The organism is Hallella faecis, from assembly GCF_018789675.1.
Lineage (GTDB): Bacteria > Bacteroidota > Bacteroidia > Bacteroidales > Bacteroidaceae > Prevotella > Prevotella faecis.
In genome coordinates this window covers 15659-32538 of record NZ_JAHKBE010000023.1, presented here as the reverse complement: position 1 = coordinate 32538, position 16880 = coordinate 15659, and the positions used below count along the sequence as shown (strand labels likewise).

Here is a 16880-nt window from a genome sequence, read left to right as displayed (position 1 = left end):
AAAAACAACGGATTATGAAAAGACACAAGGTCATAGCAACACTTCTGGCATCGCTCCTTATGGCGGTGTCGGCATCGGCCATCCTTGCGCCCGGTCGCGCCAACAGGTCGTCGGCCGAGGTGACCGATAGCCTGAAGGACAGTAGCATCTTCGTGCTGAAGCCCGATTCGGCCCATGCCACGCCCGTGAAGGCGAAGCCCGCAGCCATCAACCTGCTGGCGCGCTGCTACGGCGACAGCATCGTGCTGCGCTGGGCGCCCGAGGACTTCGTGACGTGGAACTACCTCAACCAGGTGGGCTACAACCTCTATCGCATCTACACCGACAAGAGCGGCCAATACCACGACGACCTCATTGCCAAGGGCATACGCCCGCAGACGCTTGAGCAGTTGCGTGCCCGCTATCCCGAGAGCGACTCACTGGCCTTCGTGGCCGTGGGCATGCTCTATGGCAAGGGCGAGGTGATGCCAGGCCAGACGCGCGAGCCCTACGGCGAGGTGGGTGGCATGCTCGAGGTTTACGACGATCAGCAAACCAAGTTTGCCTTCGCCGAGATGGTGAGCGAATGGCGTCCCGACGTGGCGCAAGCCATCGGTCTGCGCTATGTGGACCGCGATGTGAAGCCCGGCGTGCGCTACGAGTATATCCTGCAGCCCGCCAAGCGCGATCCGCACGGCCGTCTGCCCATCGCGCCCGGACAGGTGGAGGTTACCTGCACCAAGTATAAGCCGATGACCTACACCCCCGCTTACAGCGACTCGGTGGGCAAGGCCCTGAACGTGTTGCTTCGCTGGGAAGACGCCGTCAACTCGGCCTTCGAGGTGGAGCGTCGCCTGGAGGGCGAGACGGAGTGGCAGCGCCTCACGAAGCGCCCCTACACCTCAGCACTCGACTTGGGGCTTACACAGGAGAACACCAGCCGCTATGCCGACGTGGTGGAGAAGCCCGGCGTGTACGAGTATCGCGTGCTGGCCTACGATGCCTTCGGCGACCTGCTCGTCAGCTCCACCACCCATAAGGTGCGTGTGGGCGACCTCGACGCCCCGACGGCACCCGTCGTTCGCCGCATCCTCATCGACCGCGATGGCAACCCCGACTCCCTGCAGACCATCACCGCCCACATCGAGGTAGAGAAGCCCTATGTTGAGGACGACTGCATCGGCCTGATGCCCCTTTACTACAACGAGCGCTACACCGGCAAGCAATGGAAGCGCCTCACCGAAACGATGTATAATCCGCACGACACGGTGCTTACCGTCGACGTGACGGGCTTGGCAACGGGCATGCTCACCATTGCCGCCGTCGACACCGCCGGCAACATGGGCTACTCCATGCCCGTGCAGCTGCGCATTGAGGACAAGAAGGCTCCCGAGCCTCCCCTCAACTTCAAGGCCTCCGTGGAGCCCAACGGCCGCATCCACCTGTCGTGGTCGCCCGCACCGCAAGACCGTGGCGACATAGCCTTCTACGAGGTGGCGGCCGCCAACGACTCGACGCATGAGTTCATGATCATCTCGCCGCAGCAGATGCGCGACACCACGTTCACCGACTCGGTGGCCGTCGATGTCAACCAAAAGTACATCTACTACCGTGTGCGCGCCACCGACTACGCCTCCAACATCGGCCGTTACACCGCCATGTTGCAGGTGGAGCGCCCCCACTTGCTGCCGCCCACGCCTGCGCACCTCGACACCCTCGTGGTCGACACCGCCGGCATACACCTCTGCTGGATAGTGGGCGCCGACAAGGCCATCATCCTCCACAACGTGTATCGCCGACTGGAGGGCCAGGCCGACTGGGAGCTCATCGCCTCTTACGAAGCCGATCAGATGGCCGCCAACGATTACCGCATGTGCGTCGACGACAACCCACCGTTCAACAACCAGCGCCGCTACGAGTATGTCGTGGAGTCGTTCAACTCCACCGGCATCAGCTCCGGCCCGAGCCTTGTGGTGTCGGCCATGAACGACCGCAACACCGCCGTCGACGTGACGCTGAAGCTCATCGGACGCTACGACGCCAAGGCCGGGCGCACCCGCCTCTCGTGGGACTGCCACGGCCAGCAGCCCGAAGGCGAGCGCTATTGGGGCGTGTATGTCCGCAAGCCGGGCAGCGACACCTTCGAGTATCTCATCTCAGAGGACCTCAACGATCTGATGCACTCCGACCGTGTGTTGTCGGCAGGCGAGAGCGCCGACTACTATGTGGTGCTTCTCTATTCCGACGGACGCTCCAGCAACCCCTCGAACATCGTGACGGTGACAGCGCCCACGAAACAATAAGCTACAATCCCTATCTCCAAACCACTCACATCTTGTCGATATGAAGCTACAACATCTATCCTCGTCATCGCTGAGCCTGGCACGTGTCGCGGCGTGCTTGCTGCTCACAGCCGCAGCCCTGTGCTCATGTGGCGACTTCTACACCTACGAAGAGGATGACTCTCAACAAAAGCCCACCATGGTGCTCTATCGCGACACCATCGACATTCTTGCCGGCGACACATGCCGCCTCATAGCCTTCGTGATGCCAGCCGTCTCGGGCGACGTGGGCGTGGAGTGGGAGAGCGACGCCGACTCCATCGCCACGGTGACCGGCGACTCGCTCTTGGCCCTCAAGGCCGGCGTGTGCAAGGTGGTGGCGCGGTCGGTGGTCGACGCCACCGTGGCCGACACCTGCCTGGTGAGGGTCGTGGGCCCGTGGCGCGACCAGAAAGGTGAGTATATGAACGAGACGGTGGTGTATGCCGACATCAGCGTGCACGGACGCCAGCCCAGCGACATGCTGCTCGTGGGAGCTTTTGTGGCGGGCGAGTTGCGTGGCGTGCCTGTGCGTCAGGAGTGGAAGGGAATCCCCTACTATGTGTTTCGCATTAGTGGCCGCCGCGACGTGGTGCTGGGCGAAACCATCAAGTTTCGAGCCATCGACCGCTCCACGTTCAAGCTCTATGAGTTCGATTATGAGGTGGAGTTCGACGGACAGAGCCACGGCACCCTGTCGAACCTCGTCAGCTTGAGGATCGACTGACGCGTCGCTATCCATCGTTAGCCCCTCACCCTTCACCATTCATTAACCCACACACAACAACGACAATATGAAACGACTGCATTACCTTCTCCTGCTCCTTGTGGGCTTGCTGGCCTCGTGCTCACTCTCCTTCGACTCGCTGGTCGATGAGCCGACGGCCGACGACGATGGCATAGAGAACAACGGCGACGGATTCACGGCGCCACGCCACGTGAAAAGCTCGACGCTCAATGCCCAGTATCAGTTTAACGAGGATGTGATATGGCTCAACCACGACAACTACAAGGGCTACATCGCTGAGATCAAAGACTCGCTTGTGAGTTTCAGCACCAGCATGCCCAAGGAGTTGCTGCCCCAGACGGGCGAGGTGGTGTACCATGCCGCCGACTCGCTGTTTGCTGGCATCGCCATCGAGGCCGAGAGCGTGTTCAAGGAGGGCGACCAGTATAAGTGTATCGGTAAGAGCGTCGGCACCAAGCGTGTGTTCAAGGTGCTGAAGTTCGACCTGAGGACCCGCCTCCCCGACGAGTCGTTGGCCAAGCAGTATCTTACGCGTGGCCGCCCCTCAGGCACACCTGTTCTCGACAAGACCTTTACCATTGGGTATGCTGCCGACAGCAAGAATCTGCCACCGATAACCACACCTTATGTGTGGACCGGCAATTTCAAGAAGAACCATGAGTTTAAGGCCCGCCTGAGGGTTTACTGCGACGCCCACTACGACGACAGCGGCGACGGCATCGACTTCTGGTTGAAGAAAGATTATGTCGTTACGCTGGAGCAAACCATCAATCTCTCTGGAACAGGCACCCTCAACACCAGTTTGCTGGGACCGTTCTCGGTGGAGCGCCCGCCATGCATTCCTATTCCCTCCATGAGCGTCGACATTATTCCTTTAGTGTTGTCGATCGGTTCGTCGTTCCAACTGGAGAGCGAAATGGGATTCGACCACATAGATAGGACCTGGACTGATAAGGGAGAGTTGATCTTCGGCATGGAGGTGGGTAAGCGGAGCTATGAGACCTTGCCCTATCTGAAGTTTAGGGATAGCCAGTTCACAACCAGTTCGACCGACACCCATACCGGAAAACGAACCTTCGACAAGGTGAACTTCACCTTTGGCTTAAATCTGTCGTTTGTGTCGGCTTTCGGCGTCTCGCTTTTCGACGGTGGCCTGGGTGCAACAGTCAGCGTGGAGGATGCGTTTGCCGAGAACTTCAAGTGCTCGAAGCGCGAATGGCAGAACCCTAACAGCATTAAGCTTCCCTATAGCTTCTATGAGTTTACGGCCGGCAACGATGTCACCAAGCGCAGCGTTGGCCTGGAAATCTTTAAGGTGCAGAATGTGGCTATAGTGACCAGCATGTTCAACGCTTATGGCATCAACGACAAGGTGCCGACCGTGGTGAAACTCATACCCGGAGTGGGAAGCGTGTTTGGAAACATATCCCTGCTGAAGGACAAGCTCCCCACCAAGACCGAATACTATTTCCCCACAATCAAGGAAATGTCGGTGGCACCCGTGTCGAGTGGCACAAGCAACGCCACGAGGTTCGAGGGACACGTGGTGTTCCAAAGGGCAGGGCGCGAGAAGATAGAGCCCAACCACTTCTCCGACCTGTGCCTGCTCATCAGGAAAGGCACCGCTATCGTGAAGATGGTGAACCTGGCTCCTGGAATGAACTTGGAGAAAAACAAGAGGTACCCCATCAAGTTTGATGTGGAAAACTTTGACGAGAGCGAAGACTGGAGCGCTTTGGTGACCGTGGTGGAGCACGATAAGAAGCGAATGTTGAACATCGATGAGTATAAGCTCCACAAGCCTGTGGAGGGTGCCCGGGTGAAGCGGGTTACCCAAAATATGGGCAGAGAGACGTATGAGTACTACGAGTATGGCTTCTTGACCGAATGGGAGTATAGTGGCACGAAGAACTATTATCGCAAGGGAATGCGTGTGAAGCTCTATGATGAGTGGGGCAAACTCCTTACCACCCGATATTTCACCTTGTTGCATGATAAGCCCTATGGGTTTGTGTCGACCTATTTCATGTGTAACCTGCCCATGAAGTTTACCGTAGAGGTGGCTGTAGGTATATACGAGGACTTCATGTCGACCAATAAAGACTTTGACAAGACTGTCAATCCGAATTATGTGAAGCGCATTCAGTTGATGCCCGACTTCGGTTATGACGCTGTGTCTGATGAATTGGCCGATGAGGTAAATAGGATTGACGACTATATGGATCGCGAAGAGTAAAGCTGGGCTCATCGGTCGTCCGTTGTTACATTGCCCCGCTACGGTTTGTGCCGTAGCGGGGTTTTGGTGGCCCTCTGTGGGGTTTACGGCACCTATGCCTTGTTGGGTGAGGCTGGAAGGATGGTGGGTTGGCGCAGCAGATTGTTGGATAATATTGCTAAGAAGTTGTGTCGGGATTTTGCGCGAACCAGCGCGCGGAAACACCGTTTTTGCGGGATGGGCGCTGCTAAAATGAGCGTAGCGGTTGCCGTTGGGCATGTATCGAGTTGCGAAAGATGGCTAACCGTGCCTCGATTGGGAAGGTTTCGTCTTGCCGATGGGCATCTTTGGCGTAGCGAAAAGGCATCTTTCGCAACGCCAAACACCCAAAATTATCAGCCGAACATTGCGCCAACCATGCAACCCGCTGACCGCCAATCTGTTACAAAAACCCGCTGAGAATCGCGTATTTGCGGCAAATCTTTGCGTCGTGGAAAACAAACGTGTAGATTGATGTATAGATTGTTGCGTATTTTGAGAAGCGTAACCCCCAATCGGTCATTAGATTTCAAATTATGTATTTAGAAGCGTAGAACAACCAAAAACAATCAGAAATATCCAAACATAAACATTTAATTATCAGTACATTCTAAAAATTAACACTTTTCGGCTGCTTTTTGATGCTTCCCAAATTTCCACATATTTTTGAGACGTATTTCTGACGTGGAGAATTTGCGGGGCTTGTTTTTTGTCACACCGTGCAGACAGTTGACAAGGGTTTACAACCGTTTACGACAAGCGACAATATCCGCCCCGACATTCAGTGACGGTCACATCGTGTAGAAAGGCGACAACCGTTGACTGCCGTTTACATCCGTTCACCACTTCAGGAATATAGGATTGAAGAAATGAACCAGTAAACGATAAAGCAGTATGAAAGCAACCCGAAAATGCAGTTTTTGCGGCAAGTCCTTTGTAACCCGCAGCGGAATGCAAAGGTATTGCAGCGAGGCTTGTCAGGCGGAAGCCCGGCGAGCCAGAATGACACAGAAGAACAACCTCTTCAAAGCCGTCCGGCCAATCATGGAGATACAGCATCAGGAGTATCTCACCTTTTCCAAAGCAGCCATACTCATGGGCTGTTCCCGACAGTACATCTATAAACTTGTAGCCATGGGCAAGCTGAAAGCCTCACGCATCAGCAACCGCATGGCATTCATCCGCAGAGCCGACATCGAGCGGATGCTGGAGAGCAATCCCTACCACCGCATCCTGCCCGGCAGCACTTCCACACCGAAAAAATCCGCTTCATCTTCCTTCCCGGCGAAAAAAGAAAAAAGGGAAAAGGTAACCGATGAAGTGCCGGACTTCTATTCCGGTGAAGAGGTGATGTCCCTTTATAAGATCAAACAGTCATGGCTCTATACCACCGCCAAACGCAATCGCATTTCCATCTGCCGTATCGCTGGAAAGAACTATTACAGCAAGAAGCATGTTGACGAGTTCTTCGGTACGGCTGTTGATATGGACAGTATCACCGACTGGCTCCTGACCGAAGAAGCGGAAGAGCAGTTCGGCATGAAGCCTGCCGCACTCCGGGCATACGCCTACCGGCACAGGATACCGACCAAAAGAGAATACGGCCGCACCTATTACTCCAAGTCCCATCTGGACGAACTCCGCAGAACCGACCTTGTGAACGACGAGCGTTATTACACCGTGGAACAGGTCCGGCAGATTTACGGACTTTCCTCAGCCAACATCTGCCATATCGTCAAGGTTAGGCACATCGAAAAGATAAAGGTCGGCGTGAAGAACCTGCTTCTACGCTCCGACGTGGAGCGTGTCATGGCTGAAAGGAACAAATAACCGCAAGCAACCGCCATTACTCGAAAATTATTTTAAAATGATTGTCGTGGAGATATTCACGGCTGTTTCACGTTGTTCCTTTGCCACCGTGAACACGGAGACACCTCCGGAAATGTACAACCAGTTAAAACATCATCAATATGAGTAAATGCAAGACAGTAACCTTGCGCAAGCGCAAGATCAAGAACGGTACACAGTATTCGCTGTGTCTGGACTATTATCCCGGCTACCGTGACAACACCACCATGAAAGTGATAACACGTGAAGCTCTGGGTATTTACATTTTTGCCAAACCTGCCAACCAGCAGGAGCGTGACTTCAACGCACGCATGATGAAGAAGGCAGAGATACTCCGCAACAGGCGTTACGAAGCCATCTTCAACGAGAACAACGGCTTCTTTGACAAGGCCAGGATGAAAGGGGATTTCCTCGCCTACTTCAAGGAACTGGCAGACAGAAGGAATATCAAGTGGCAGCACGTCTACAAACACTTTGAACGGTTTGTAAATGGCAAATGCACCTTTGAAGAGGTGGACGTGGACTTGTGCCGCAAGTTCATGGAGTACCTGCTGAACGCTCCCCAGACCATACATACCAACCAAAAGCTGCATATCAATTCTGCGGCGGGCTACTGGTCGGCTTTCCGTGCCGTCCTGCACACGGCCTACCGTGACAGGAAGATAAAGGAGAATCCCAACGGCTTTCTGGACCGTATCGAGAGTATTCCCACCATGAGAGAGCATCTGAGCCAGGAGGAACTGATACGGCTTGCCGAAACGCCATGCGAGGAAGAGGTTCTGAAAAGAGCTTTCCTTTTCGCCTGCCTGACGGGATTGCGGAAGAGCGACATCAGGCAGCTTACCTGGCAGCAGATACAGCCGTATACCAACGGCAAGATGTTCGTGACCACCCGTATGCAGAAGACGAAGCAGATTGTACACAACCCCATCAGTGATGAAGCCTACGGACTGCTCGGGGAACGGCATGAAGGACTTATCTTTGAGGGCTTCAAGGACAAGATGCTGCAGGGGCCCCTGAAGCGTTGGCTGTCGGCGGCAGGCATAACCAAGAAGATAACCTTCCATTGTACCCGGCATTCATTCGGAAGCCTGCACGTGGAAATGGGCACGGACATGGCTGTCATACAAGCCTGTCTGGGACACAAGAACATTACCACCACACAAATCTATTCCAAGATGGCTGCACAACAGATGTGCGAGGTGGTGGACAAGATAACCCTGAAACACAAGGAAGCATAGGCCTTGTTTCAGGATATTCAGGGGGAGCGGTTATTGCGTGCAGGCTTTAACCGCTCCCTCAGTTTCTGATGGCACCATTCCTTAAAAAGTCATTATAGTATGATATTTTGGTATGATTCCGGACTTTTGGTGAAAAACATTGAAAAAGAAACCGCCAACCAAGGCTAATGAGCAATAATTGGAAGAATACCATTAAATTTGCAAAGACCTGACAGTTACAAGTAATAACCGAAAAAAACGATATGGAACCAACGATAAAGGACAAATACATCATTCTGGGATTCATCGGCGTTGCCATCTGCCTGATTTCCTTTTTTATCACGCTGATTGTCTCCGCAAGTTTCAATCAGGACAATTTTGTAAGGCTGATAGTCTTTGTATGCAGCAACATTCTCGGTTGGCTGCTCTATCTCTCTTTCCAGACGGTCATTTTCGACTCATACGAGATCTGGAAACTCAAGTCCAGCAAGAAAAAGGCATCTGCCGGAATCATAAGGGCTCAGGAAGAACAGCTACAGGATGCAAATGAACCTGCAGCTCCGACACCAATGCCGACAAACAGGGAAGCAACCCCGGATATAAAACCGGTAGAGATTGCCATTGCCCCGGAACTGCACGAAAAGAATCGTGCCAGCTATGAGGACAGACAGAAGCAGGAAGAGGCGGAACGGATCCGCATGGTCATGGAGTACATCCACTTCGTCATGCCCCGTATTGCCGACAAGGAGACCGTCAACCATATCTGTGCCGAGGTCAACAAGTGGATGTGCCTTCACAGCTACAAGCCCAAGCCGATAACAGGACGGCTGACCAGGGAGATTACCAACATTCCGCTCCGCCATTTCGTGTGGAACATCTCCGAGCGTTTCATGTACAAGAAATACTACAACGGGGACAACCGTGCCAATTTTATCAAGACCCTTTTTCCACGTGAGTTTGCCGACACGGATATAGCGACCATAAAGAACTTCAAGGTCGATCCGTCAAAGACGCTTATTCCCATTGACGAACCCGAAAACGGCAGTCTGGACTTCCATTATCCCGAAGATTATGCACGGAAAGTGAACAGTTGACCGTTTCCCGGGGATATAACAACAATAACGACAAGTATCAGGCAACACGTAACAGCCTGTATCTCATTGTTTCCCGAATAGCTTTGCCCGTCATTCACGGTTGGGCATCGTTATTTGGGAATTATTTTGCAATGACATCCCGTGAATATCTTCACGGCCATATCATTGCGGTCCTTTGCGCCAAGCCTTACAAAAGAGGCGAGTACGCAAATGGAAAAAACAGTGATTACATTCAACGACCTACCGGAGGTCGTAGCCCAGCTTCGGGACGAAGTGATGAGCTTGAGAAGCCTGCTTACCGAGCAGCGCAGTGTGAACAATGCAAAGGCGGTGGACACCCATGTCCCCATGTCCGTGGATGAAGCGGCGGAATATCTCGGTATTCCCAAGGGAACGCTCTACATGAAACTGTCGGACGGAAGCATTCCGGCCACCAAGCCCGGCAAACGCTATTGCCTTTACCGTGACGAACTGGACAGATGGCTGGAATCCTCCCGCAAGAATCCCGTACCCCTGTCCGATGAGGAACTCAGCGAGTCCATGTCCTCCTCCCATCGCCGCAAGCCCGGCCAACGTAACTGGTAAAAGCCATGGAAGAGGACAAGAACTATATCAGCATGATCCATGGCGACCTGACAAGGGCAGCCCAGATGCAGAACGGTATGCCGGAAAATATCGGCGTGATGAGCATAAAGACCGCCAACCGGACCATACTCGAAGCATCGCAGCTGCCCACGCCCCGTGCGTTGTGGGACAGTTTCTGGTACGAGGGGGAACTGTCCTGCCTCTTTGCGGATTCCAACGTGGGGAAATCCATCCTTGCCGTGCAGATAGCCGACCGTATCGCCCGGACTGACAACGTGCTTTATCTGGACTTTGAACTCTCTGAAAAGCAGTTCCAGCTCCGCTATACCGACGAGTACGGAAAGCCTTACACCTTTCCCGAAAGGCTGTACCGGGTATCGCTTGACAGCGACGCCCTTCTGGATGCCGACTTTGAAGGGACAATCATCGGCAGCATCGAACAGATGGCACAGCAGACCCGCTGCAGGATCTTCATCGTTGACAACCTTACTTACCTGTGCTGTGCCATGGAGAAAGGCGATGCGGCGGGACGGCTGATGATACAGCTCAACAATCTCAAAAAGAGATACGGGCTTTCCATCCTTGTCCTGGCACACACCCCAAAGCGTTCACTGGACTGTCCCATCACGTCCAACGACCTTGCCGGAAGCAAGCGGCTCTACAATTTCTTTGACAGCGTGTTTGTCATCGGGAAAAGCGCACTGGACGGGGGACTCCGCTATGTGAAGCAGCTTAAGGTCCGTTACGGGACATTCTCGTATGATGCCGACAATGTGATTGTCTATGAGATTGAGAAAACGGATGCCTTCCTGCAATTCGTGTTCAGGGGCTATTCAACCGAAAAGGAACACCTGAAGAAACCGGGTGACAACGAATCGGGACAAAGGGATTGCCTTATCCTGCAACTGTCCCAATCCGGGAAGTCAGTCCGGGAGATAGCCTCGCAGGTCAATTGCGGCAAGTCCACCGTCAGCCGGATAATCCAGCGCAGCAAGGAGGACAGGAACGCAGCTGTCCCTGCTGTCCCGCTGTCCCGTCCCAAGGAGAACGGGACAATGGGACAGGTGGGACAGCATGGGACAGATGGGACAAGCGGGACAGCAGGAGAAGCAAGGCAGGCGGAGCTGTTTGCAGGACATGAAAAGGAGGACAAACCATGAAAAAGCAGCCTGCACACGGCTGTATGCCAGCCGACCGTATCATTTGCAGAACATGGGAGCATACAAACCGGGCCCTGATTTTCCAGAGTGTCCCGGGGTGTCCCAAGTGTCCCACTGTCCCAGCCTTTAGGGGACGGGACAGCGGGACAACAGTAGAAAACCAAACATCAAAAAAAGTCATGAGCAACTATTCATTACAGAAATATAAAGGAACGTCAACACGGCATACCTGTCCGAATTGCGGGGACAGACGTTCCTTTGCCTACTATGTGGACGAAAGCGGTACGCCCCTTCACCCGTCAGTCGGCAGATGCAACCACGAAAGCGGTTGCGGGTATCATTATACGCCCAGACAGTATTTTCACGACCACCCCGAATGCCGGACCGCCGGTGATTTCTCTTCCGGCAGACAATGTATGGCGCAGAAGCCCAAGCAACCGCTGCAACAGACAGCCATCGGTTACATACCGCCGCACTATGTGGAGAAATCGCAGAGCGTGCATAGCAACTTCTGCCGTTTCCTTTCAGTACTGCTTGATTCCTATTACGGCAGCAAGGCAAAGGAAGTGCTGGAACGGTTGATGGAGGATTACCGTCTGGGAGCTACCCGTGACGGTGCGGTCATCTTCTGGCAGATTGACCGGGAGAACAAGGTGCGGACTGGCAAGGTGATGCAGTACAATCCCGGGGACGGACACCGTGTAAAGGACGGACATGCATCGGCAGTGAACTGGATACACAGCATACTGAAAAGGCAGCGGGTGCTGGCGGAGGAATGGCAGCTTTCCCAATGCCTTTTCGGGGAACACCTGCTGAGTGTCTATCCTGACAAGGTGGCGGTTCTGGTGGAATCCGAGAAGAGTGCCGTTATCGGTTCCGCCCTCTTCCCCGATTATGTATGGCTGGCGGCAGGAGGCAAAAGCCAGTTGCGGGAGGAAAAGCTCCGTGTACTGAGCGGACGGACCCTACTTCTCTTTCCAGATGCCGATGCCTATGCCGAATGGAAAGAGCGTGCCGACGGCATGACCTTCTGCAAGGTGATGGTGTCTGACCTCATAGAGAAGAACGCAACGCCGGAGCAGAAGGCGGCACATATCGACATAGCCGACTGGATAATTTACCAGATACGGGACAGCAGGATAAATTGTACAGCTGACCATCTGGTGGAAGCGGAAAGAATCCTGCTAAGAATGACAGGAAAGAACCCCGCCCTTCAAAAGCTGATAGATGATCTGGGGCTTGTGCTGGTCAGTGCATCCCTAATCGGCAGCGGTGACGGAAACCCTCCTTAACGGAGGAGAGCGGAAACCGGAGGTTGTAGTGTCGGACAATGGCTTGCCATTGATATAGCCCACTATAACTACACGCTTCGCTTACGTAGTTGTGGGCTCTCCCGAGAGGATTAGGGTTTTACCCTAATAACCCACTCAGGGCGTTTCTCCCCTGAGAACCCAGAGCAAAGAGTGACCCTCTCTTTGCAATCTCCGCTTATGGGTTGCACCCCTAAGAACCCCATGCGTTTACGGACAGCGGAAAAGCTAACAATAAAGTACAAACCAAAAAACAAGTATCTATGGCAACAAAATCAAGCATACATATCAAGCCCTGCAACATCGCATCGAGCGAGGCTCACAACAGGAGGACTGCCGAATACATGCGCCACATCGGAGAGTCCAGAATCTATGTCGTTCCTGAACTATCCACCGATAACGAACAGTGGATAAATCCCGACTTCGGCAGTCCGGATTTGCGGACGCATTATGACAATATCAGACAGATGGTAAAGGAAAAGACCGGACGTGCCATGCAGGAAAAGGAGCGTGAACGCAAAGGCAAGAACGGTAAAATAGTCAAGATTGCGGGATGCTCCCCCATACGTGAAGGAGTGCTGCTTGTCAGGTCGGACACCACACTGGCAGACGTGCGTAAATTCGGTGAGGAGTGTCAAAGACGCTGGGGAATCACACCGCTGCAAATCTTCCTGCACAAGGATGAAGGGCATTGGCTGAACGGTCAGCCGGAAGCGGAAGACAGGGAAAGCTTCAAAGTCGGGGACAGATGGTTCAAGCCGAACTATCATGCCCATATCGTTTTCGACTGGATGAACCACGAAACAGGAAAGAGCCGAAAGCTCAATGACGATGACATGATGCAGATGCAGACCCTTGCATCCGACATCCTGCTGATGGAACGCGGGCAGTCAAAGGTTGTCACTGGTAAGGAGCATCTGGAACGGAACGACTTTATCATTGAGAAGCAGAAAGCTGAACTGCAACGCATGGATGCAGCCAAACGGCACAAAGAAGAACAGATAAATCTTGCCGAGCAGGAACTGAAACAGGTGAAATCAGAAATACGCACTGACAAGTTAAAGAAGACAGCCACCACGGCAGCGACAGCCATAACTAGTGGAGTTGCTTCTCTTTTCGGGAGTGGAAAACTGAAAGAACTGGAACGTGCCAACGAAAAACTGCAAGACGAGGTTTCAAAACGGAACACCAATATTGAAAAATTGCAGAGCCAAGTACAGCAGATGCAGAAACAGCATGATACGCAAATCCACAATCTCAGAGAAATGCACAGGCAGGAACTTGACATGAAAGAAAAAGAACTGTCACGGCTCGCCAGAATCATAGACAAGGCTTTTAGGTGGTTTCCGATGTTCAGGGAAATGCTGCGCATGGAAAAGTTATGTGCCATGCTGGGATTCTCTAAAGAAATGACTGAAAGTCTTATAGTCAAAAAAGAAGCCCTGAAATGTAGCGGTAAAATCTATTCCGAGCAACACAGGCGGAACTTTGATATAAAGGATGATATTTTAAGGGTGGAAAATGACCCTGACGATGAAAGCAGGCTGAACCTGACAATAAACAGGAAGCCGATTGCCGACTGGTTCAGGGAGCAATGGCACAGGCTTAGATATGGAGCAAGAGTGCCGCAACAGGAAGAAAGAAAAAGTAGAGGATTCAAATTATAATAGAAGCAATTTGATTAGTAATCTAAAAGCACTCCGATAACGATTAGAGTGCTTTTAGATTACTAATCATTAATTATCAAAGCAAGTGCAGTTTAAGATTTTACTGAAGTTTGCATTAATAAAGAATATACTACAGCTGATATATGCGCAACATATTGTGACGCTTGTGATTCATTTCCCTTGAAATCCTTAACAAATACCGCTAAGGTATAACTGATATTATTAGGCAGACATATATAGGCAACATCATTGTGAGCTGCAAGAACACCATTTTCATTAACATCACCTGAACCTGTCTTATGCGCTATAACAACCCCTTCTTTATCAAGAAGTGGAGCTGCTATCCTATCTACACCTGTTTTGCATTCTTTTAACGTATTCTTAATGAAACTTTGTTTCTCATCATCGATAAGACCTTCAGTAAACAAACGATTCATCAACATTGCAGCACCAAGAGGAGATGTATAGTTAGAGTAAGCCTTGTTATGGTCAGCCGACATTTCCTCTTCCGTATAAGCTATCTGAAAACTTGAACGAGGAATGAGTGTGGCTATAAAACTATCTGTTTGAGCGACATTAACCATATCCTTAAACATAAGGTTGCTTGCATTGTTGTCACTCTGAGTAAGAGTATAACGCAGCAAATCTCTCACTGTCAATGATATGACTGGCCCTGAATAATCTTTCAGCATAGGACTCCAAGTCTTTGGGTCAAGTTTATCCCTATTTATATTTACTAAGGTATCAAGTGAAATTCCTTTATTGTCAAAGTCATTACAAAGAGCTAATGCCTGATGAACCTTAAACACACTCATCATAGGATAAACACTCTTATTATTGACCTTAACCGTATCTCTGTTATTAACAATAACCGCCACACCAATTTCGCCAGGACAAGCTGAGACAATTTGAGAAATGCTATCAGTCAAAACATTTGTTAAAGGAGGATTTGCGCTATCTTTTGTCGCTGATTTATGGAACAATGAAAATACCAAGATGAAAATGCAAACTAAAGCTATACACAAAACTACGATTTGTTTTTTTCTGTTTTTTCCCATGTTTATATTATTTATATTTGTTTGACGAGAATATCTTTATTTGCCGACAAAGGTACATAACTTTACGGAAAAATATGTTTCTAAAATATATAAATAGACAGCTGTGGGGAAAAATTAGATAATTAAAAAGGCTAAATGACTGAAAATAATCACTTAGCCTTTTAATCCGTACCCAGACCCGTACTTCGTAATTGCTGCGCCCATCATTCAAGACTGTCAAATCGGGTCTTTCCTGTCAAGCCAATGATGCCTATGCGTATGCCAAACACATGGATTACGGATTTCTCGTTCCGTGAACAAACACTTTATCCGCAACTCTGCTATGTGGTGTATTGGCTTAACTCCATTTCTATGGGCAACACTTTTGTTGCAGATTTCAAGCAGCTTTTATCGAAATACCCATCAGTAAGAACCCGTTTATTAGGCTTTCCTCATAATTGGGAACAAGAGCCTTTGTGGAGATAAAATAATTGCCCTGTTTCTTAAAAAGCACTGGGGCAAACCAGCTCCGTCTTTAATTGTTTCCAATAAATGGATTGTTTCAAGCCCCTATAGAAGAGAACAAAAATTCCTGTGTGAAAATTAATCTACGACAAGGAGCAAGCAAGGAGCAATATCAAACAAAAATCAATACCTTTGCAGTACATATGAGATAGACCAAAACAAAAGTGGAATATCGGAAACGAATAGCAAGGAAAAGAGAAGAAACGACCCAAGTTGATGTCCTTTTTGAGTTAATAATCAATAAAAGCGTTAAATCTTCACCTTTTAGAATGTGCAATTAAAAATAACAACCATATTTCTGACTTATTATCTATAAAATATTGAGTAATAATCGGTTGTAAATACAATTCTTGTAAACAATAACATCCTGCCATTCCCCCTGTTTCGGTCTAATGGCCGATTGGGGATTATATGGCCGATTTGGGACTATATATAGGAGCGCGTAGGAGTGTAGAGGCGTGGCGGAGCGGCCGTTGAGGCTTTCGCGAGGCCGATAAAGGGGTGGAGGATACAATTTTAGCCCATTAACATTCAACTTTTTGCCAAAAATTGTTTTTATATCGGGGAAAAGTGGTAACTTTGCAACCCAAAGTGTAGATATGCCAAGTTTAGAGAAGTTTAAGATCGACTTGAAGAGCCTTCCCGAGGGCGAGACCGTAATGGAACGCGACCTCGGTGATGATTTCTTTGCATCTATCGACGCTCCCGACGTGAGGAGCGGCCAGTTGCACAGCACACTGACCATCCACCGCCGCGACAACCTCTTTGAACTGCTTGTCGACACTGCCGGCACAGTGACGGTGCCCTGCGACGTTTGTCTCGACGATATGGACCAACCCATTGAGACCCACGACAGGCTCACCGCTCAGCTCGGCGACACCGGCTCGGAGGACGACGACGTGGTCACGGTAAGCGAGGAAGAAGGAATACTCGATGTGGCGTGGTTCGTCTACGAGTCCATAGCGCTCAGCATCCCGCTCAGGCATGTGCATGCACCTGGAAAATGCAATCCTGCCATGATGAATGTGCTCAAGGAACATTCGGCCGCCCGAAGCGGTGACGAGGATGGAGAGAAAGCCGTGGATTCCCGATGGGCGGCATTGAAAGATTTAAAAATAACAAATTAAAACTA

At 51.1% G+C, this 16880-nt stretch carries 12 protein-coding genes; 11 read left to right on the top strand and 1 reads right to left on the bottom strand.

The window, feature by feature from the left end; translation table 11 throughout:
* The first annotated feature begins 14 nt into the window (after positions 1-14).
* From KM934_RS06990 to KM934_RS06945, 10 genes are all read left to right on the top strand, one after another.
* A complete protein-coding gene (locus tag KM934_RS06990) occupies positions 15-2282 on the top strand; it encodes a fibronectin type III domain-containing protein (protein WP_215759905.1) in 2268 nt (755 codons plus the stop codon).
* Between the two features lie 40 nt (positions 2283-2322).
* Positions 2323-3027: an Ig-like domain-containing protein gene (locus KM934_RS06985; protein ID WP_215759904.1), complete on the top strand. Its 705-nt coding sequence runs from the start codon at positions 2323-2325 to the stop codon at positions 3025-3027.
* A gap of 67 nt (positions 3028-3094) precedes the next feature.
* Positions 3095-5284: a hypothetical protein gene (locus tag KM934_RS06980; protein ID WP_215759903.1), complete on the top strand. Its 2190-nt coding sequence runs from the start codon at positions 3095-3097 to the stop codon at positions 5282-5284.
* A 912-nt stretch (positions 5285-6196) separates the two neighbouring features.
* Positions 6197-7132 carry a helix-turn-helix transcriptional regulator gene (locus tag KM934_RS06975; protein ID WP_215759902.1) on the top strand — a complete coding sequence of 312 codons (936 nt, stop codon included), beginning with the start codon at positions 6197-6199 and terminating at the stop codon, positions 7130-7132.
* 140 nt (positions 7133-7272) lie between these two features.
* The gene (locus KM934_RS06970; protein ID WP_057259280.1) at positions 7273-8391 is read left to right on the top strand and encodes a site-specific integrase; all 1119 of its coding nucleotides are present in this window, start codon (positions 7273-7275) and stop codon (positions 8389-8391) included.
* A gap of 242 nt (positions 8392-8633) precedes the next feature.
* Positions 8634-9464, top strand: a complete 831-nt coding sequence (locus KM934_RS06965) for a hypothetical protein (RefSeq protein WP_057259282.1) — start codon at positions 8634-8636, stop codon at positions 9462-9464.
* A 210-nt stretch (positions 9465-9674) separates the two neighbouring features.
* Positions 9675-10049, top strand: coding sequence for a helix-turn-helix domain-containing protein (locus KM934_RS06960; RefSeq protein ID WP_007758558.1), 375 nt, complete (start codon positions 9675-9677; stop codon positions 10047-10049).
* A 5-nt stretch (positions 10050-10054) separates the two neighbouring features.
* A complete protein-coding gene (locus KM934_RS06955) occupies positions 10055-11209 on the top strand; it encodes an AAA family ATPase (protein ID WP_057259283.1) in 1155 nt (384 codons plus the stop codon).
* 179 nt (positions 11210-11388) lie between these two features.
* Positions 11389-12501 carry a DUF6371 domain-containing protein gene (locus KM934_RS06950; protein WP_068856576.1) on the top strand — a complete coding sequence of 371 codons (1113 nt, stop codon included), beginning with the start codon at positions 11389-11391 and terminating at the stop codon, positions 12499-12501.
* Between the two features lie 281 nt (positions 12502-12782).
* Entirely contained in the window at positions 12783-14186 is a 1404-nt protein-coding gene (locus tag KM934_RS06945) for a mobilization protein (protein ID WP_215759901.1), read from the top strand.
* A gap of 92 nt (positions 14187-14278) precedes the next feature.
* On the opposite strand, the gene KM934_RS06940 is transcribed toward KM934_RS06945, so the two are convergent.
* A complete protein-coding gene (locus KM934_RS06940) occupies positions 14279-15244 on the bottom strand; it encodes a CfxA family broad-spectrum class A beta-lactamase (RefSeq protein WP_215759900.1) in 966 nt (321 codons plus the stop codon).
* 1103 nt (positions 15245-16347) lie between these two features.
* On the opposite strand from KM934_RS06940, the gene KM934_RS06935 reads away from it, so the two are divergent.
* Entirely contained in the window at positions 16348-16875 is a 528-nt protein-coding gene (locus KM934_RS06935) for a YceD family protein (protein WP_215759899.1), read from the top strand.
* Positions 16876-16880 lie beyond the last annotated feature (5 nt).